Origin of the sequence: Reichenbachiella agarivorans, assembly GCF_025502585.1 — a bacterium.
In the GTDB taxonomy this organism is placed as follows: Bacteria; Bacteroidota; Bacteroidia; order Cytophagales; family Cyclobacteriaceae; genus Reichenbachiella; species Reichenbachiella agarivorans.
Genome location: NZ_CP106679.1, coordinates 3,225,463 through 3,244,432, shown reverse-complemented (window position 1 = coordinate 3,244,432; position 18,970 = coordinate 3,225,463). Strand labels below are relative to the sequence as shown.

12 protein-coding genes are annotated in these 18,970 nt (G+C 43.1%); 11 read left to right on the top strand and 1 reads right to left on the bottom strand.

Going from position 1 to position 18,970, the window contains the following annotated elements; all coding sequences use genetic code 11:
* Positions 1-74: 74 nt before the first annotated feature.
* The 5 genes from N6H18_RS13720 (at position 75) to N6H18_RS13700 (ending at position 7,499) form a co-directional block, all read left to right on the top strand.
* A complete protein-coding gene (locus N6H18_RS13720) occupies positions 75-1,259 on the top strand; it encodes an imelysin family protein (protein WP_262308848.1) in 1,185 nt (394 codons plus the stop codon).
* A gap of 71 nt (positions 1,260-1,330) precedes the next feature.
* Positions 1,331-2,719: a di-heme oxidoreductase family protein gene (locus N6H18_RS13715; RefSeq protein WP_262308847.1), complete on the top strand. Its 1,389-nt coding sequence runs from the start codon at positions 1,331-1,333 to the stop codon at positions 2,717-2,719.
* Complete coding sequence (locus N6H18_RS13710) at positions 2,716-3,792, top strand: imelysin family protein (protein WP_262308846.1); 1,077 nt, start codon at positions 2,716-2,718, stop codon at positions 3,790-3,792. Before N6H18_RS13715 ends, N6H18_RS13710 begins: the two co-directional genes overlap by 4 nt.
* Positions 3,785-5,110 carry an HTTM domain-containing protein gene (locus tag N6H18_RS13705; protein WP_262308845.1) on the top strand — a complete coding sequence of 442 codons (1,326 nt, stop codon included), beginning with the start codon at positions 3,785-3,787 and terminating at the stop codon, positions 5,108-5,110. The genes N6H18_RS13710 and N6H18_RS13705 overlap by 8 nt, the downstream gene beginning before the upstream one ends.
* Positions 5,103-7,499 carry a TonB-dependent receptor gene (locus N6H18_RS13700; RefSeq protein WP_262308844.1) on the top strand — a complete coding sequence of 799 codons (2,397 nt, stop codon included), beginning with the start codon at positions 5,103-5,105 and terminating at the stop codon, positions 7,497-7,499. The genes N6H18_RS13705 and N6H18_RS13700 overlap by 8 nt, the downstream gene beginning before the upstream one ends.
* 84 nt (positions 7,500-7,583) lie before the next feature.
* Here N6H18_RS13700 and N6H18_RS13695 read toward each other — a convergent pair whose 3' ends face one another.
* Positions 7,584-10,190, bottom strand: a complete 2,607-nt coding sequence (locus N6H18_RS13695; RefSeq protein WP_262308843.1) for a DUF5686 and carboxypeptidase-like regulatory domain-containing protein — start codon at positions 10,188-10,190, stop codon at positions 7,584-7,586.
* Positions 10,191-10,591: 401 nt separating this feature from the next.
* Here N6H18_RS13695 and N6H18_RS13690 point away from each other — a divergent pair, with 401 nt between their 5' ends.
* The 6 genes from N6H18_RS13690 to N6H18_RS13665 all read left to right on the top strand — a co-directional run bounded on the left by N6H18_RS13690 (position 10,592) and on the right by N6H18_RS13665 (position 18,911).
* On the top strand, positions 10,592-11,128 hold the full coding sequence (locus N6H18_RS13690) for an RNA polymerase sigma-70 factor (protein WP_262308842.1): 537 nt from the start codon (positions 10,592-10,594) through the stop codon (positions 11,126-11,128).
* Between the two features lie 45 nt (positions 11,129-11,173).
* Entirely contained in the window at positions 11,174-12,175 is a 1,002-nt protein-coding gene (locus tag N6H18_RS13685) for a FecR family protein (protein WP_262308841.1), read from the top strand.
* Entirely contained in the window at positions 12,129-14,045 is a 1,917-nt protein-coding gene (locus N6H18_RS13680; RefSeq protein WP_262308840.1) for a carboxypeptidase-like regulatory domain-containing protein, read from the top strand. Before N6H18_RS13685 ends, N6H18_RS13680 begins: the two co-directional genes overlap by 47 nt.
* A 271-nt stretch (positions 14,046-14,316) precedes the next feature.
* On the top strand, positions 14,317-15,621 hold the full coding sequence (locus N6H18_RS13675) for a hypothetical protein (RefSeq protein ID WP_262308839.1): 1,305 nt from the start codon (positions 14,317-14,319) through the stop codon (positions 15,619-15,621).
* Between the two features lie 53 nt (positions 15,622-15,674).
* The gene (locus tag N6H18_RS13670; RefSeq protein WP_262308838.1) at positions 15,675-18,035 is read left to right on the top strand and encodes a TonB-dependent receptor; all 2,361 of its coding nucleotides are present in this window, start codon (positions 15,675-15,677) and stop codon (positions 18,033-18,035) included.
* A gap of 126 nt (positions 18,036-18,161) precedes the next feature.
* On the top strand, positions 18,162-18,911 hold the full coding sequence (locus tag N6H18_RS13665) for a hypothetical protein (protein ID WP_262308837.1): 750 nt from the start codon (positions 18,162-18,164) through the stop codon (positions 18,909-18,911).
* Positions 18,912-18,970: the final 59 nt, after the last annotated feature.

The following is an 18,970-nucleotide window of genomic DNA, read 5'->3' as shown; positions in this document are numbered from 1 at the left end:
AGAGTACCTTGCCTGAATTCGTTTTTTGACCTACTTTCGCTTTTATTTAGAATAAATTAAAATAACACCTAAGTATGAATCTCATAAAATCAACAAAGTTTTTTACCCTTATTATCCTCGCCTTCGCCGTAGCATCATGCGATAGTGACAATGATAATGGTGGGTCGGCACTCGATGATGCCAAGGCTGGAGCCATCGCTCAATATGCCACCATCGTACATGCCAATTACTCTGACGCCCATACTGATGCAGTAGCTTTACAAACTGCGATAGATGCTTTGGTAGCCTCTCCATCAGAGACTACCCTAGAAGCCGCTAAAGATGCTTGGCTGTCATCAAGAGAAACTTATGGACAAACAGAAGCCTTTAGGTTTTATGGCGGACCGATCGATGACGAAGATGGTCCAGAAGGACAGTTGAACGCTTGGCCTTTGGATGAGTCATACATTGACTATGTAATCGTAGGAGATGAGCCTGTCGATGGTACTAACATCATCAATAGCCCAAATGACTTCCCAGAAATTACGGCAGAAATATTAGCTGGTCTAAATGAGCAAGGAAGTGAAACCAACATCAGCACAGGATACCACGCAATTGAATTTTTGCTGTGGGGTCAAGATCTTAGTGAGGGTGCTGGTGGAGGTGAAAGACCCTATACCGACTATGTAACAGATGGATCAGGCACTAATGCCAACCAAGAAAGGAGAGCTAATTACCTAGTAGAGGTAACTAAACTTTTGGTGAACGACCTATCTTCATTGGTGAGCGCTTGGGAAGAAGGCGCCAGCTATAGAGTAAGCTTTGAGTCATCGGTTGACGAGTCCATTGAAAATATTGTTAGTGCACTAGGCAAACTGAGCAAAGGTGAGCTAGCTGGCGAAAGAATGTTCGTAGCATATGACTTACAGAGCAAAGAAGACGAGCACTCGTGCTTTAGTGACAATACGCACAGAGACATTGTGACCAATGCACTGGGGATTCAAAATGTATTCCTTGGCTCGTATGGCAACCTGACTGGCCCTTCCATATACGATGTAATTGCTATGGAAGATGAAGAACTAGCCAACGAACTAAAAGTACAGATCGCATCTAGCGTGGAATTGTGCGAAGCGATACAAGATCCATTTGATCAGGAATTTTTGAATGAAGCAGGTAGAACTAGAATCTTCGCCGCTATCACTAGCCTGAGAGCGCAGGGTGATCAATTGGCAGAAGCTGCTTCAGCACTTGGTTTTGAATTTGACCCAACAGATATCTAATAGATATCCAATAACGAATTAATTATGAGAAAGTACATGTCAAGAGGCATGTACTTTCTTGCGTTTTATATATGACTAGATTTATACTACTTGGTGGTTTATTGGGGATACTTTTCGCTTCGTGCGGACCAGAGGCAGAAGTACCCTATCAAGCATTTTTGGAAGAGGGAGAAGAGTTTGGTGGAGGAGCTACCACGATATTAGACGAATCTGTCAATGCCTTTGGGCAGGCTGCACCTAACCTGACTGGAGACAAGGATTTGCTGTTTGTCACAGGTAATGCATTCTTCAAAAGAAATTGGGTAACCGCTCCAGCATCCACAGAAGATCTGGATGGGTTAGGCCCCTATTTTAATGCCCGCTCTTGCTCTGCCTGCCACGCTCTAGACGGTCGCGCTGCTCCTCCTCTGACACCAGACGAAGAGCCTTTAGGACTATTGTTTAGACTGAGCAAACCTTCTGGGGGCGAGGACTTCCCAGATGATAATTATGGATATCAAATCCAGCCTCACGGAATCCTAGCTGTAGAAGGAGAAGGATTTGTATCTGTCTCATACCGAGAGCAACCAGGCATCTATCCTGACGGCACCACCTACTCGCTAAGAAATCCGATCTATGACTTCTCCAAACTGAACTATGGTTCGTTAGAACCTGAGACGCAAGTTTCACCACGGATAGGACCACAAATGATAGGCCTTGGCTTGCTAGAAGCGATTGCAGAAGAAACCCTTTTGGGTTTTGCTGATCCAGAAGATGCAAATGGTGACGGAATCTCAGGAAGAGCCAATTATGTCATGAATGTAGAGACTGGCATGATGCAGATTGGTCGCTTTGGATGGAAGGCCAACCAACCAACCGTGAGACAACAGGTAGCGGGCGCGTTCAATGGTGATATCGGAATCACATCCTCCCTTTTCCCCGATCAACCCTGTGCCCCCAACCAAGACTGCTCTGAGATTGCCCATGGCGGAGATCCAGAACTTACAGAAGATATATTGGACCGTGTATCACTCTACAGTGAAGTGTTGGCTGTGCCAAGACGAAGAGACTGGGAAGAGCCTGAAGTACTCAAAGGCAAAGGGCTGTTCGAATCAGTGGGTTGTGTCAGTTGCCATATCCCCAAAATAGTCACGGGGAACTATGATGTCCACCCCGAATTTTCTAACGAAACCATCCGTCCTTATACTGATTTGCTCTTGCATGATATGGGAAGCGGACTAGCCGATAACCGACCTGATGGTTTGGCAGATGGTCAGGAATGGAAGACCCCACCACTGTGGGGACTAGGGTTGATTCATGTGGTCAGTGGGCACACCTATTTGCTGCACGATGGCCGAGCCAGAAATATAGAAGAAGCCATCCTTTGGCATGGAGGAGAGGCGAAGACCAGCCAGCAAAACTTTAAAGATTTGGACAAGTCAGGTAGAAGCGCATTAATAAAATTTATAGAATCATTATGAGAAGTTTAAGTGTCATAGCCAGCGTTGTAACGCTCTTTGTTTTACTAGGGTGTAGTGCAGAAAAAGATGGTGTAGAGGATAATTTTGACAGAGGCCTGATCCTAAACAACCTCGCCGATAATATCATTTTGCCTGCCTGGAATGATTTTGCTTCCAGTACATCGGATTGTCAAGCCAAGTTTGCAACATTCCAAAGCGATCTGGACAATCAAAGTCTGGCTGAGTTGAGAACAGCCTGGTTAACCGCTCGATTAAGCTGGAAGAATTGTGAACCATTTAAATTTGGTCCATTAGAATCATCAGGAGCAGAAAACTCGGTGGACCTGTGGCCTATCAACGTAGATGGGATTGAAACCACCAGCGCGGACGCTAGTTCGACCAATGTTAATATCATACCCAGTGATAGAAAGGGTTTTGCTGCCATCGAATACCTATTGTTTGATCTGTCGGATGAAGAAACCTTGTTGGCATTTCAAGACACCAACCGTTTGACTTTTCTCGGTTTACTCATTGATAATTTGAATGCCATTGCTGTGCAAATGAAGAATACATGGTCAGATTCTTATGCTGCTGCGTTCAAAGCTGACTTAGGCAATGGAGCAGGTGCTAGTACCACGTTACTGGCCAATGAACTCATCTATCATGTAGAAGTAATTAAAAATTACCGCCTTGCCACCCCCTTAGGGATTCGTTCTGGCTCTGAAACTCCATTGCCTGAGACACTGGAGTCTTACTATGCCCATGAATCTAAAGCGCTGATCGCACAAAGTCTGGTGATCACCAAGCGAGTTTTTACAGGAGGAGATGGCAGTGGTTTTGATGACTATCTGAATGAACTGAAAATAGAAGACAGCGATGGCCAAGCCTTATCAGCTGTGATTGTTAACCTGATAGACAAATGTCAGGCTGACCTGACTGCCATATCTGGCACTATGCAAGAGGCGATAACTTCAGACAAAGCTGCAGTAGAACTACTCTACAATGATTTACAAGAACTGACCTTACTCATCAAAACAGACATGATGTCTCAGCTCGGATTGCTCGTGGTTTTTAGTGATAACGACGGTGACTGATCTAAAATCCATATGGCAGTATCAAGAGCGCGAGGTATCTAATGCACCTCTGGTGCTATTCAGGATGACTTTTGGCATATTGATGACTACCAGTGTCATACGATTCATGATCAATGGCTGGGTAGAAGAATTCTACCTGACTCCACCATTTCATTTCTCCTACTATGGATTTGAGTGGATACAGGTTTTGCCTAAATATGGCATGCACGTGCTGTTTGCCCTGATGCTAATTTCTGCGGTAGGCATAGCTTTGGGGCTTCTTTATCGAATATCTACCACAGTATTTTTTCTGAGCTTCACCTATGTGGAGTTGATTGATCAGACCTACTATCTCAATCATTACTATTTCGTGAGCTTGATAGCTTTTCTATTGATCTGGCTTCCTGCTGGAGAGAGGTTTTCAGTGGATGCTTGGTGGGGAGGCACCATTCAGAAGACTTGTCGCTTTTATGAGATCGCCATATTGAGATTTCAAGTAGCTGTACTCTATTGCTTTGCAGGGATAGCCAAACTCAATCCAGACTGGTTGCTCAAGGCACTTCCATTGAAAATCTGGTTGCCTGCCAATAGTCACTTACCAATCATTGGGGCTTTACTGACCAAAAGCTGGGTTGCTTATTTCTTCTCTTGGTTTGGTGCATTGTATGATTTGACGATCCCCTTTTTTCTATCTATGCGATATACACGATGGGTGGCATATTGCTCTGTCATCGTCTTTCATACATTGACAGCCCTTCTTTTCCCTATTGGGATGTTTCCCTACGTGATGATATTGAGTGCGCTGATATTCTTTCCCTCTTCCCAACAGGAGAAATGGCTGAGTAGTATCGAAAGGAAACTATCTAACGAGCTGCCTCTCAACAGTATTTCCACATTTTCGAAGGCTAAGGTTCTATTATTTATTTGTTTTGCGCTGGTTCAGCTGGCCATGCCTTGGCGCTACCTGGCCTATCCAGGGTCTGTATTCTGGCATGAGCAAGGCTATCGCTTTTCTTGGAGAGTCATGCTCATGGAAAAGATGGGGCAGGCTACTTTTTATATCTCCGAAGGAAATCGAAAAATGATAGTTGATAATTCATTACATCTTACCCCGCAGCAGGAGAAAATAATGGCCACCCAACCTGACATGATTTTGCAATATGCACATCACTTGAAAAATGTCTATAAACAGAAGGGAATGAACGATCCAAAGGTAACTGTAGATGCCTATGTGACCCTCAATGGTAGAAGAAGTAGAAGGTTTATAGAAGAACAAAAAGATTTGAGCCAGTTGAAAGAGGGCTGGAAACATAAAGATTGGGTGCTAAGTTATGAGTAGAGGAATATTCATCATAGGATTGTTACTGTGGGCAAGCATCAGTTTTGCTCAAGAGGTTTCAGGAAAAATCACGGACATTGACGGAGCACCGTTAGAAGGGTTTGTACTCATAGAAGGCACCTCATATAAAGCTCCTTCTGGTCGGGACGGAAAGTACTCTCTCACTGGGTTTAATGCGGGGACCTACAAGCTGGTGGCCTTTGTATCTGGGTATCAGATCACCTTTATCGAGCTGACTTTTCAGTCAGATCAAAAGCTGACCTATGATTTTGTATTAGAAGACCTTAATACCCAACTAGAGGAAGTAACCATAGATGAAGCTCATTCGGGAGATACAGACATGGGGTGGCTCCAGTCTGTTTCGGGGAGTGCCATCTATGAATCCAAAAAAACTGAATTAATCGAAATAGATAAACTCATTGGCAACAAAGCAGCCAACGTAGGCCGTCAGGTATATTCACGTGTACCTGGACTGAATATCTGGGAAAATGATGGTGCAGGGATTAACCTAGGCATTGGTGGACGAGGATTGAACCCTAATAGAACGTCCAACTTCAACGTCCGCCAGAATGGATACGACATTTCAGCGGATGCATTAGGCTATCCTGAGAGTTACTATACTCCTCCGATTCAAGCCTTACAGCGCATCGAATTGGTACGAGGAGCAGCTGGTTTACAGTACGGAACCCAATTTGGCGGCATGCTCAACTTCCAGTTCAAAGAAGGTCCAAAGGATAAAAAGATAGGTGTGAGCTCTACACAAAGCCTAGGTTCTTTCGGACTTTTCAATTCTTTTAACAGCGTGGGAGGCACGGTTGGCAAGGTGAACTATTACGGGTTTTACCAGTACAAGACCAGTGAAGGTTGGCGACCCAATTCGGACCAGAGTCAGCACAATCTCTTCGGGTCGGTTACTTATAATATTTCCCCTTTGTTAAATGTGAAAATTGAGCACACTCACATGTCCTATTTGGCACATCAGCCAGGTGGAATGACCGATGATGAGTTTAACAGTGACCCTTCCATATCCAAGCGGGAGAGAAATTGGTTTCAGGTGGGCTGGGACTTGTCTGCCATGGAGTGGAATTACCGGGTAAACAACAGTATTAAATTTAACAACAGAACCTTCCTTCTTAGCGCCAATAGATATGCAGTGGGCAATCTAGAAAACATCAATGAAGACGATGATCCCAGCAGTGAGAGAAACCTGCTCAAGGATGAATATTTCAATTGGGGCAATGAATTGAGGGCTATCATTCACTACCCACTGCTCGGCAAGAAATCAGTCATGATCATAGGGAACAGACTTTATTTTGGTAAGACTGATCGCAGACAAGGAGAAGGTAGCACATCATCGGGAGCAGATTTCGATTTTATCGAGCAGCAAAACAACTACTCAGAGTATCTGTTTCCAAGCACCAATGTATCGGTCTTTGTGGAGAATGTCTTTAACCTAACAGACAAGTGGAGTGTAACGCCAGGAGCGAGATTTGAATACATCAAAACGCAAGCGGATGGATTCTACTATTACCCTGTGACCGATTTTGCTGGGAATATATTGCGCGTAGATCGCGAGGATGAATCTAGAGATAAGTCCCGACACTTCATGATTTTCGGATTGGGCACGAGCTACAAGGCTAGTGATATACTGGAGATTTATGCCAACATTTCTCAAAACTACAAAGCCATTAATTTTAACGATATCCGCGTAATCAATCCTTCACTGACCGTAGATGAAAACATTAGCGATGAGTTTGGCTACAACGCAGACATAGGTATCAGAGGAGGGAATAAAGCAATCAAGTATGACATATCTGTTTTCTATTTGAGATACAATGACCGCATAGGTCCCATGTTATCAAATAGAACCGGCGCTAGATTTAGAACCAATGTAGGTGATGCCAACATATATGGGTTTGAATCCTACATAGAAGGAGACCTATTGAAATGGCACAAACCAGGCAGTGAGCAGCAGTCTTTGACTGCTTTTGTTAATTTGGCATTGATCAAGTCCGAATACGTCCGAAGTGAGCGCAGTGGAATCGTAGGCAATGAGGTAGAGTTGGTACCGCTCACCAATCTCAAAACAGGACTTACATACAGATACAAGTCCTTAGGCATATCCTATCTCTATACATACCTTTCAGAGCAGTATTCTGATGCATCCAATGCGGTCGAAACCATTACCGCTGTGGAAGGATTGATACCCGCTTATCATGTAATGGATTTGTCCTTAGATTATACTTATCGCTTCATGAGACTTGAAACGGGCATCAATAATTTGACGGATGAGTCCTATTTCACTCGCAGAGCAGCAGGATATCCAGGGCCAGGCATCATTCCAGCCAACCCTCGAAATTTCTATGTAAGCATTGGTTTTAATTTTTGACAAAACCAACTCCTAGAGACTTCTGGATATTTTCGTAGGTACATTAATCCCAATCACCAAAAACACTTTCGATAAATACTCAGCTTAAAACTCGATCTGAATCTTGGCACGGACAGCCCAGCCTTGAGGTACATCCTTTCTGTCCAAATAGGTCAACCGTTTAACCATATCTACCCGTAGTACTTTAAAAATATTGGAAATACCAATGCTCGCCTCCATGTATGGATCACGTGTCAAGGCATAAGTAGCCTGCTCTCCATTGGCATATCTTGGGTAGGGAGGCAAGTCACTGTTGAGATCAGGATTGTTGGCATCACTGATAGAGCCAAACAGCATCTTGTAGGTCACAATCGACCTCAGTTTCAACTTTTTGACAAGAGGAATCTTGTTCATAATATAGCCATTGAAATAGTGAGACAGCTGTAGGTCTACCTGTCTGTCACTGACAAACTCCAGATAGTTCATCATGTTGAATGCATGGGAATAATAGGAATAGGTCTGATTACCTCTTGGGAGTGTCAACAGAGGGTATGGTACCCTTCCCCACAATTGAGTATAGGCTACATCGACATCCGTGAAACCAAAGGGGGAAACATAGAATCGCTTGGACACACTGAGCTGTACTCTGTCATAGGCATAGTCAGAATCAAACAATCCATCGAATCCATGCCAATATTTGAGTTGAACAATGGGGAACTTGGTTGGGATAGTAGATGTACCAGTTCTACCTTGATAGATTTTTTCATTGGGAGCATACCTGAGACCTGCTGTTACTTCGGTCACTTCGATCTTCTCCTCATACTCCATGAAGCTAGGGTATGATATTCCTCTATCATACCAAATTGGAATGAATATCTGCTGATCTTGATACTTAGTACTTGGGTAAGCATCTCCAGGAGCAAAACTCAATACTCCGCCTGGTCGCAAATCTTGAATGCTAGCTCCTACGTTGTAAGAAAAACCGTACTTGATTCGCTGACCATAGTCAAAACCATAACTCGTCGTATATATCCGCTTGTCATTGACCCCACGCCTAAATGAAGAAAAAATACTCGATTCGGCAGCTGCTTGGAGACCTTCACCAGGATTCATCAGGTCGTTGAAATAAAAAGCTGTAATATGATCCAATCTATTCTCTGTGAAATAATGGGACACCCTGCCTGAGTATTTCCATTTCTCATCCCCTAAACCATAGGCCGCATAAGCTTCCAACTGCCATGCACGGCTAAATTTTTCAGTAGTCAGGACTCCTAAACGAAACCGCGACCCCTCTACTTGGTTGTTGGAATAAATATTACTCACAGGTCCAATGGATATTTTGTTGAAATCCACATACCCTATGGACGCCAAGGTCAACAAGTCCATGTAACGTTTGAATGCAGGCATCTCCACGACTTCTTCATTCATTTGGTAGACGCCCTGCTCCGATTTGGACAGCTCCATGTGTCGAGCCTGCTCCCAAAATTCATCAGGTTGCTTGTCTATTTTGTTTACTTGTTTGATGTATTCATTGCCTGCATAAACCGTATCTGATCGCTTTTGATCATAGACTACATCTTTGTAGGACACAGTCCTCCTACCAAAAATCCCCATCTTGTTGGCTTCTGTTATGTTGAAATCCATGCTGATTTCATCTGTCTTCAATTGATAGGTATTGTATGAGTTTTTGACAAATTCTTGTACTATAAATAAGTCTTCTACATAATTCAAATTGGTCTTTTCGGAGATCCGCATATCTACTTTTTTAACTGCATAAGCCGAGTCAGTGGTGATATACATACTCCCAATAAAAGCCAAATCATTCTGATTTCGGGGTTGAAAGGACAACTTGAACAACTTTTCTCCTTCCACCATCAAAGTATCGGCGATGTAATACTTATAAGTCAAGGGTGCCAAAATAGATATCGGACTCACAAAATACTGAGACAGGACATTCATGTTGTTTTCATAAATATCCACATCCTGATACAGTTTATCTACTATATAAGAAATCCCTTGATTGTCAAAATAGTCTTCAAAACCAGTCATTTTAGTCCCCAGTCTGTACTCTACCTCTCGTTCTGGATTCTTGCGATAATACACCTGCGAACTGGTCTCCCTCAAGAAAATAGGCAAGTAGGTTTTGCCGTTGATATCCGAGGTATCCATGTAGTCAAACACCATTTGAAAATCCTTCATGATGCGCTTTTGTTTGAACTTCTCTGTTATGTTGTTGAAGTCAAATTCTACCTTCTCATACTTATTGTACTCATAGTAGTCCAGTGCGGTCATTTTATTGCTTTCCTTGTGCTCTATGACCCTGTTGATGATATGTACGGCAGGATTGTCTTTGTTGCGGTACTTTAGTTTTTTGCTACTGATGGTGACGTCTTCCAGCTGAAGGCTGGTTTCTTCTAGCGCAAAATTGATGGTTTGAGAAGTGCCGATCACCACAGGTTTGATCAAAGCCTCGTATCCGATGTAAGATGCTTTGAGGGCATTTGTCGCTTGATCCGTCTCCAAATAATATTTGCCCTCGCTATCCGAAGTAGTGCCATTGGTCGTGCCATCAAAGGAAATATTAACAAAAGGCAGTGACTCCCCTGTGGTCTTGTCTGTAACTACTCCTCTGATCCTGGTGGACTGCTGAGCAAACACTGAGAGAGGTAGCAATACTCCCAAAAAAATAGTGAATATAAAGGCTAGTTTCAAGTTATCTATTTAATACAAGGTGTTATAAATCTCACGATGTGACCAAGCCTCTTCGTAAAACAAACTCCTGTAATGATTCAACAAAGCTATACTACGAATAGTATAGCAACAAAGACATATCTGATAAGAAATTGTTTTCCAATCCATATATTATTCCATCTGTGTACTAAACGCACAAAATCCTCTTCCCTATCACAGACTTTCTCATTCTCAGCCCTAAGACACACAAAAGTAGATTTTAGCCTAAATGCGATTGAAAAAAAATAAAAATTTGTAATAGGAAGTAATATTTTGAGACATACATATCATCGTACGCTCTTCAATAATTTTGGCATTGATTCTAAATTCCATTTATTTCGTCCCTGAAACCCGACACCTTGACTACCTTACCACATCAAAATATGATTGACCTCAGGGATGAGAAAAGTTTTGAAGTCCTCTTCAAGACCTATTATCAGCCTTTGATCAGCTTTGCATACCAGTATGTAAAGGATCACGATATGGCGGAGGAAGTCACCCAAGAGGTATTCACTACGCTGTGGCAAAAGGCAGGTAGTATAGAGATTCGATCATCCATCAAATCCTACCTCTACGGTGCTGTGCGTAACGCAAGCTTGAACCATCTCAAACATTTGAAAGTCGTCTCAGCACACCAGGCCTATAGCCAATACAACCAAGAAGTAGGTAGGGGTGATTTTCTAGAACTAGATGAACTCCAACAAAAAATCAATGAGTCGCTAGAGAAACTGCCACCCAAGTGTCGTGAAATTTTTGAATTGAGTCGATTCGAAGAGATGAAATACAAGGATATTGCCACTGAACTTGACATATCCATCAAAACAGTCGAGACACAAATGAGCAGGGCGCTCAAAGTGATGCGAGATACGCTTGGCCAATACTTGCCCGCGTACATTTTATGGATTTTATTGTATAATTAGAATAATTTATCAGGGTAAAAATGAAGTTGTTTGTCAAATCACTAGATGAGTAAAGAGAAGGGACATATCGTGGACGAGGAAATGCTGTACCGCTACTTCACTGGACAACTAGATGTCACAGAAAAGCAAGCTATTGACCTATGGGTAGAAAAATCTACTGAAAACCGAAAGGCATTTGACGAAGCGCATATTTTCTACCTCGATGTACATGCCCTGTCATCTATCGATCACAGCAGACAAGCCCAAAATATAGATGATACTTGGGAGGCATTTAAAGTCAGAAATCACATCGTAGACCCTCAACCAACCAAACACCTCACACTATCAGTCAACTTCCTAAAATATGCCGCTGGACTATTGATCTTGTTGGTCGCGGGTTGGTACTCTTACCAGTATTCTAATCAACCTGACGAAATCATCCTCTCAGCGCAAGGATTCAATCGAGATATAGAATTGGCAGATGGTACAGATATCATATTAAAAAAAGAATCAACAATCAGCTATCCAGAGCAATTTGACCCGTCCGAACGAAGAGTAAAACTAGAAGGAGAAGCATTTTTCCAAGTAGCATCTAACCCAGCGCAACCCTTCGTCGTAGAGCTCGACAAGGCTGTGATACAAGTCATAGGAACCGCTTTTGATGTCAAGACAGAAGAAAACAAAATCAACGTACATGTAGAAGAAGGAATCGTTCGTTTCACTTCGTCTCAAGATCAAGCCACACTGACCCAAGGAGAAAGCGCAGCGCTAGATTTAGGCACTAACCGAATTACCAAGTACACAACCACAACGGACAATTATAGTTTTTGGAGAACCAAAAAACTGACTTTCAGAAATTCTAAAATGGCTGATGTGGTGATGACATTAGAAGAAGCCTTTGACACTGAGGTCGTACTGGACAACCCATCACTGGGTGACTGCAATATCACCGTGACCTTCGAAAACGAGGAGATTGAGCACATCTTGCAGGTCATCGCTACCACACTAGAAATGACCGTCCATGCTACCAATCAAACCTACACACTCTCAGGCGATGGCTGCAACTAATAGAATAGGTTGGCTGTGCTGTTTGCTACTATCTATGACGCTATCTATCGTCAATGGACAACAAGCACCCGACCTGCGTGTGACGATCAGATTCGAGCAGACGCTCTTGATCGATGCTTTGCATCAGCTCAACGAACTTTCCGACATCAAGCTTTCCTTTAATCCAAGTAACATTCCTTCTGACAAAATCATTAACCGATCATACACACAAGTCAACATTGACAGTATTTTGAAGGAAATCCTTGGAGATTCATTTGAACTCAAATACATCGGCGAGTACATCATCATACAGAAAAAGCAAAGCCAAAAATCAGAAAAACAAAATTACCAATTCAAAGGGGATGTCAAGGATGCCACGACAGGACAAACCCTGACCAACGTCACCATCTATGAGGTCAACACCCTGAACTCCACCTTGTCTGATGAAAAGGGTGAATTTGAACTGGATTTCTCTGCCAAAAAAGGAATCACGGCACTTGCTATCAGTAGAAAGGACTACCAAGACACTGTCATCATGGTGAGCGACCTACACACCCTGGAAAGTGCCATCGTCCTATCTCCCGCTCCCATTCCTGCGAGTCCAAATGAAAAAACTGAACTGGGAAAGAAACTAGAGAATTATAAACTGGTTCGTCTCTTTACAAGTAAGGAAAATAGAAAAAACACCGAAAACGTCAAGCAATTGGAGGAGCGCTATTTCCAATTTTCGCTTCTCCCTTCAATAGGAACTAACATGTCAATGGGAGGACAGGTGACACACAAACTATCTTTCAACCTACTGGCAGGGTATTCTTATGGTCTCAATGAGGGATTTGAATTGGGAGGATTGTACAATATCAACAGAAAAAATGTATCAGGCTGTCAGATCGCTGGATTTGGCAATACTGTCGGCGGCACCACCCATGGTATTCAGATTGGTGGTTTCCTCAACACCAGCAAAGAAAAAGTAACAGGCGTGCAGATTGCAGGCTTCACCAACTTCGTCACTGCAGACATTGAAGGCTTGCAAATAGCGGGCTTCACCAGCATCGCCAAAGGGCTAGACGGGACACAAATATCGGGATTTACCAACATCGCCAAAGGCCCAACCGATGGATTTCAATTGTCGGGTTTTACCAATATCACTAAAGATGCCAAGGGAGGGCAAATCTCTGGGTTCTCCAACATCACACATGGAGACATGGATGGCATCCAAATATCAGGTGCACACAATTACAGCCAAAACCTCGATGGCATGCAACTCACGAGCCTACTCAATACGGCACATGAAGTCAAAGGATTTCAAATGAGCGCATTGGTCAATACCAGCAAAATTCTACATGGCACCCAACTAGGTTTTATCAACTACGCAGACTCCATCGGAGATACAGGATTGCAAATAGGACTGATCAACTTGGGACGAAAAAACAGTCTTTTCGAATGGAGTGTAGAGCATGCTGACGTGATTCCAATCAGAATCACCTTCCGATCTGGTAGCAACAAACTCTACACAGCGCTCTCAGCTGGTATGCAGCTGGAGGACGAAAAACTGTGGACCTATGGCGTAGGATTAGGTTCCAAGATATTTCTTAAGAGCAAATTCTATTTCAATCCAGAAATCCACGCGCACAGACTCATGCAGCAAGAAAACAACGATTTTGAAACCGTCAACCAGCTCAACAAAATCCACCTCAACTTCGGCTATCAGTTCTTCAAGCATCTTTCTCTCTCTGGAGGCCCAGCAATCAATATTTACATCTCTGATTACATCAATCCTGAATCTGGCCTAATCGGCAATGACATTGCCAACAAACCATTTTATGACGAGGTACAAGAAGAAAACATCCGCATTCAAATATGGCTAGGGTATGCAGTGGCATTGAGATTTTGATTGTATTGAGTAGTGAGTAGTGAGAAAATAAGTACAAAGTATAGGGTACTAAGTACATTTCTCCCCCTCTAGAGGGGGTTAGGGGGAGGATTCTCGATTACAACTCAACCATTTCATATTCCACAAACCCCAACTAGCCAACAAACCAAACCAACCAGAAAACCCGCTAAAGCAGCCAACTAGTTAACTACCCGAAAAAAAATAAAATTCTTATCAGGGTAAAAACAAGTTCAGCTTTCTCAGATTCAAACAAGAATAAATTATTTGAATCATGAGAAAAATAGTCATCATTCTCGGCATTGTCACTGGCATCTTCATACATCGTTCTGCTATGGCTCAAGACAGCCAATACAGATGGGGGCAAATATCCTTTGTGCCAGGTTTTGGTACCAGCTTGGGTGCCAATGACAGCATCACCAATTACTATTCCTTCAATATCTTAGGAGGCAACCAATATGCGCTTCAGGGTTTTGAATTGGGTGGTCTGTTCAATTTTAATCAACACAAGGTAACAGGTGTGCAAGTTGCTGGCCTGATCAATAAAACAGGTACGGAGACGATTGGGCTGCAAGTAGCTGGATTGACCAACATCAATGAAGGCCAAGTCTCAGGGGCTCAAATCGCAGGTCTGCTCAACAAGTCTGGAGCAGAAACTACAGGCATGCAGGCTGCAGGGCTGTCCAACCTCAGCGCAGGCTCCATCCAAGGCATGCAAGTAGCTGGCCTGAGCAACTGGGTCAATGGAGAGGTCACAGGTGTACAAGCCAGTGGGCTGATCAACAAAAGTTCAGAAAGGGTGTTGGGGGCACAAGTGGCAGGGCTATTAAATCTAGCACCTGCAATCCAAGGCATCCAAATCAGTGGATTGTCCAACAAAACTGATTCCGTCAAAGGTGTCCAGTTGGCAAGTTTGCAAAATCAGGCGAGTCTCTTCCAAGGTGCCCAAATCTCTGGATTGATCAATACGAGTGGTTCTACAAAAGGTGCTCAGCTCTCTGGATTAGTTAACAAGACAGGCCGCCTCAATGGCTTTCAGCTAGGCATCATCAACATCGCAGATTCTGTGGAAGCAGGCGCACAACTGGGTATCATCAATATCGTCAAGAAAAAAGGTATGTTCGAATTTGGAGTGGCATACGGTGATGTAATCCCATGGAATCTCAGTCTGAGAACAGGTACAAATCAGCTTTATTCCATCCTTTCTGTAGGTTCTCAATTCGATGATTCTCAAGGAGATGAATTATGGTCATATGGATTCGGTTTGGGATCGAAATGGTACCTCAAAGACAAAGTTTTCACCAGTCTGGAAATTGTCTCACATGAATTGCGCAAACACCAAGACGACCCAGAAACACTCAACTTACTGAACAGCGTCCAATTCAATTTTGGCTACCAGTTCTTCAAGCACTTATCTGTCACTGCAGGCCCTGTACTCAACATCTATGTAGCACAAATGGATAACAGCAACCTAGACAAACCAAACTTTGACATTGCCAATAAGCCCTTTTACGAGCATCAGGAAGGCAACTACAAGGTTCAGATGTGGGCAGGTTACGCTCTCTCCATCCGATTTTAAAATATTCAATCAAAAACTATTCATCATAAGTATTAATTCAAAAGCAAAACAAAATGTCACCTAAGCAAATTATCATATCCCTTACCCTCATCCTTTTGATGTCGAGGGGGAGTGCATTCGCACAAAACATGACTCAAAACATCCGAGGCATCATCACTGATCAAGATTCCAAATCACCCGTGATAGGCGCCAATGTCATCGTGATTGGTTCCGACCCTATCAAAGGTGCCGTCACCGATGTAGACGGTAGTTTCAAAATCACCAATGCAGAAGTGGGAAGGTTGTCTCTCAAGATCAGCATCATTGGTTATGAGGACAAAACCCTTCCCAACCTACTTTTGAGCTCTGCCAAAGAATTGATCCTTGACATTACTATGGAAGAATCTTTTGAAAAATTGGATGAAGTAGTGGTCACAGCCCAAAAAGACAAATCCGAAGTACTCAATGAAATGTCTCTCGTCAGTGCGAGGTCTTTTTCGGTAGACGAAACCAAGCGTTTTGCAGGTTCATTTGCTGACCCAGCAAGGATGGTATCGGCCTTTGCTGGTGTGACCAACTCTCCTGATGGTAACAATGACATCATCGTACGTGGCAACTCTCCAAAAGGCATCCTGTGGAGACTGGAAGGAATAGAAATCCCTAACCCCAACCATTTCTCCAACGACGGAGCGACTGGAGGACCTATCAATGCCCTCAGCAGCAACATGCTGAGCAACTCAGACTTCATGAGTGGTGCCTTTGCACCAGAATACGGCAATGCGCTCTCTGGCGTATTTGATATGAGACTCAGACGTGGCAACAACGAAGAGCGAGAATATACCCTAGGACTCAGTACACTCGGAATAGATTTTGCTCTGGAGGGTCCATTCAAAACTGACTATGACGGTTCATATCTGCTCAACTATCGCTACTCTTCACTAGATCTGATCGACAAGACAGGCATAGTAGATTTCGGTGGTGTACCCAAGTACCAAGACCTTTCATTCAACATCCAACTACCCGTCAACAACAAGCATTCCTTTTCACTTTTTGGACTGGGAGGCATCAGTTCCATCGCCGTAGAAGACATATGGGAGGATGATGATGAAATATTGGGCAAAGGGGAGTTTAACAACAAGATGGGAACAATCGGTCTGACTTACAACTACCTCATCAACAGTCGCTCTTATCTGAAGTCCTACATCGCGCTCTCAGGTACGACATTGTATTCTACCTACAACAAGGCAGAAGATAATGATTCGGGCAACTTTTACAATGCGTACAATGAGGATTTTACCAAGACTTACATCCGTACATCAATGACCTATGGCTACAAGATCAATACGAGACAAAAAGTAGAAATTGGTGTCATCAACAACCAGATTGGGTACAATATGGTGCAAAATGCCTGGAACGTAGAAAAGGATCAAATCCAAAATGTATTGGAGGACGATGGACACACCTACCGGACGCAAGGTTTCGTGACTTGGAAATACCGCGCCACCGAAGACCTGACCATGACCAGTGGTCTGCATATTCAATATTTTGGACTCAACAAAACCTACAACATCGAACCCAGACTAGCCGCCAAATGGGAATTTGCCCCACGCAGATCCTTCAATATCGGTGCTGGCCTCCATAGCAAAATGGAATCTGCATCCGTCTATCTATGGAAAATCTACGCAGATGACGGAAGCTACTCTCAGCCCAACCTAAATCTAGAAATGTCCAAAGCAGCTCACTTCGTCGTGGGCTATGATCAGGCCATTGGTAGCTACACCCACGTCAAAGCAGAACTGTACTATCAGCACCTCTACGACGTGCCAGTAGAAAACGACCCAAACAGCACCTTCTCGATGATCAATGTCACTGACGCCTACAGCAGAGAGGCATTGGTCAATAAAGGAACAGGTAGAAACTATGGCATAGAACTGACACTAGAGCAGTACCTGCACCAAGGGTTCTATTACCTAGGCTCTGCATCCATTTTCAACTCACTCTACACACCGATGGATGACGTAGAGCGCAAAACTACCTATGCCAGCGACTACATTTTCAATCTCTTGATGGGGAAAGAATTTAAAGTTGGAAATGAAGGAAAAGAAAGAATTCTATTTGTGAATGGAAAAGTTTCTCTCCTTGGAGGAAAGCGCTACACTGCCATCGATCTGCCTGCCTCTATCGCTGCTGGCGAAGAAGTACGAGAAGACGACAAACCATTTGGAAGTCGATCAGATGATTTGTTCATTGCCAATATCGCCATCGGTACCAGACGCAACAAGAACAATACAACTAGAGAATTGAAATTTGACGTGCAAAATGTGACCAACAACATGGCAGTAGTCGACGAATACTATGTAGATGGCAAACAAGACATCTACAAAGCCACACAGCTGCCAATGTTCCCAACAATCTCCTATTCTATTAGTTTCTAGACATTGGACTTCTAGATTTCAGTAGCACATCCATGAGCAGAGTGACATTGGCATCCATACCAAATAGTAGAAAGAAGTAAGTGACTTTTCGTTCTTATTCCGTCCAAAAGGAAAAAAATATCGAATATGAAAATCATCATACCCTTTCTTGCAGTGTGCATTGCACTCGCAGGATGTAACAAAGAAAATACAACTGAAATAAAAGAGAATGAAGTACTACAGGCTAGAATAGACTCTATGCAAACAATCTTGGAAGTGACACAGTACAGAGTGAGTTTGTTGGATCAAATTGGGAAATACCTAGATTCGATAGATTACAACAGAAACTGGGTCAAACTCAACCTAGAAGCTGGTATCACCAACGAGGACTATGTAGAGCGTATGAAGAACCTTAGTCAATATGTACAAAAAGCTGAGTGGACCATAGGTGAACTGGAAAAAACCAGAAGTGCCTACGCTTCGCAAGTCAAAAGATTGAAAAAGGAAATCTCTGAAAAGGATTTGGAAGTAAAATCTCTGCAACAAACCATTGCCCAATACCAAGGAGAAAACACAGATTTGAAAGTTCAGTTGACAGCCAAAGAGATGGATTTGTTGGACTCACAAATGGAGCTCAACCTAGCCAATCACAGCATAGAAGAAGCTAGTACTGAAATCACTGAGCTTCTATCTACTGTTCGTCTGACCGAAGCGGAATCTTTCTATGCCAAAGGTGAGGGAATGGAGGAAGTTGCTAAACACATCCAGCTCGCTCCTAAACGCAAAAACGAATCCTTGGAACAGGCACTCAGCATGTACATCAATGCTGAAAAACTTGGTCATCCAAAGGCAGGAGCAAAAATTAAAGCCCTGAAAGAGAAACTAAAAATTAGCTAGGTTAACAACCAAAATGAAAAGTCCAATAATTATATTGGACTTTTCATAACCTTGCTCCT

Excerpts from the sequence above, each read along its gene's own strand:
- N6H18_RS13685 (WP_262308841.1), top strand. The coding sequence starts at position 11,174 with ATGAGTAAAGAGAAGGGACATATCGTGGACGAGGAAATGCTGTACCGC.
- N6H18_RS13700 (WP_262308844.1), top strand. The coding sequence starts at position 5,103 with ATGAGTAGAGGAATATTCATCATAGGATTGTTACTGTGGGCAAGCATC.
- N6H18_RS13675 (WP_262308839.1), top strand. The coding sequence starts at position 14,317 with ATGAGAAAAATAGTCATCATTCTCGGCATTGTCACTGGCATCTTCATA.
- N6H18_RS13680 (WP_262308840.1), top strand. The coding sequence starts at position 12,129 with ATGCTACCAATCAAACCTACACACTCTCAGGCGATGGCTGCAACTAAT.
- N6H18_RS13715 (WP_262308847.1), top strand. The coding sequence starts at position 1,331 with ATGACTAGATTTATACTACTTGGTGGTTTATTGGGGATACTTTTCGCT.
- N6H18_RS13710 (WP_262308846.1), top strand. The coding sequence starts at position 2,716 with ATGAGAAGTTTAAGTGTCATAGCCAGCGTTGTAACGCTCTTTGTTTTA.
- N6H18_RS13690 (WP_262308842.1), top strand. The coding sequence starts at position 10,592 with ATGATTGACCTCAGGGATGAGAAAAGTTTTGAAGTCCTCTTCAAGACC.
- N6H18_RS13665 (WP_262308837.1), top strand. The coding sequence starts at position 18,162 with ATGAAAATCATCATACCCTTTCTTGCAGTGTGCATTGCACTCGCAGGA.
- N6H18_RS13670 (WP_262308838.1), top strand. The coding sequence starts at position 15,675 with ATGTCACCTAAGCAAATTATCATATCCCTTACCCTCATCCTTTTGATG.
- N6H18_RS13720 (WP_262308848.1), top strand. The coding sequence starts at position 75 with ATGAATCTCATAAAATCAACAAAGTTTTTTACCCTTATTATCCTCGCC.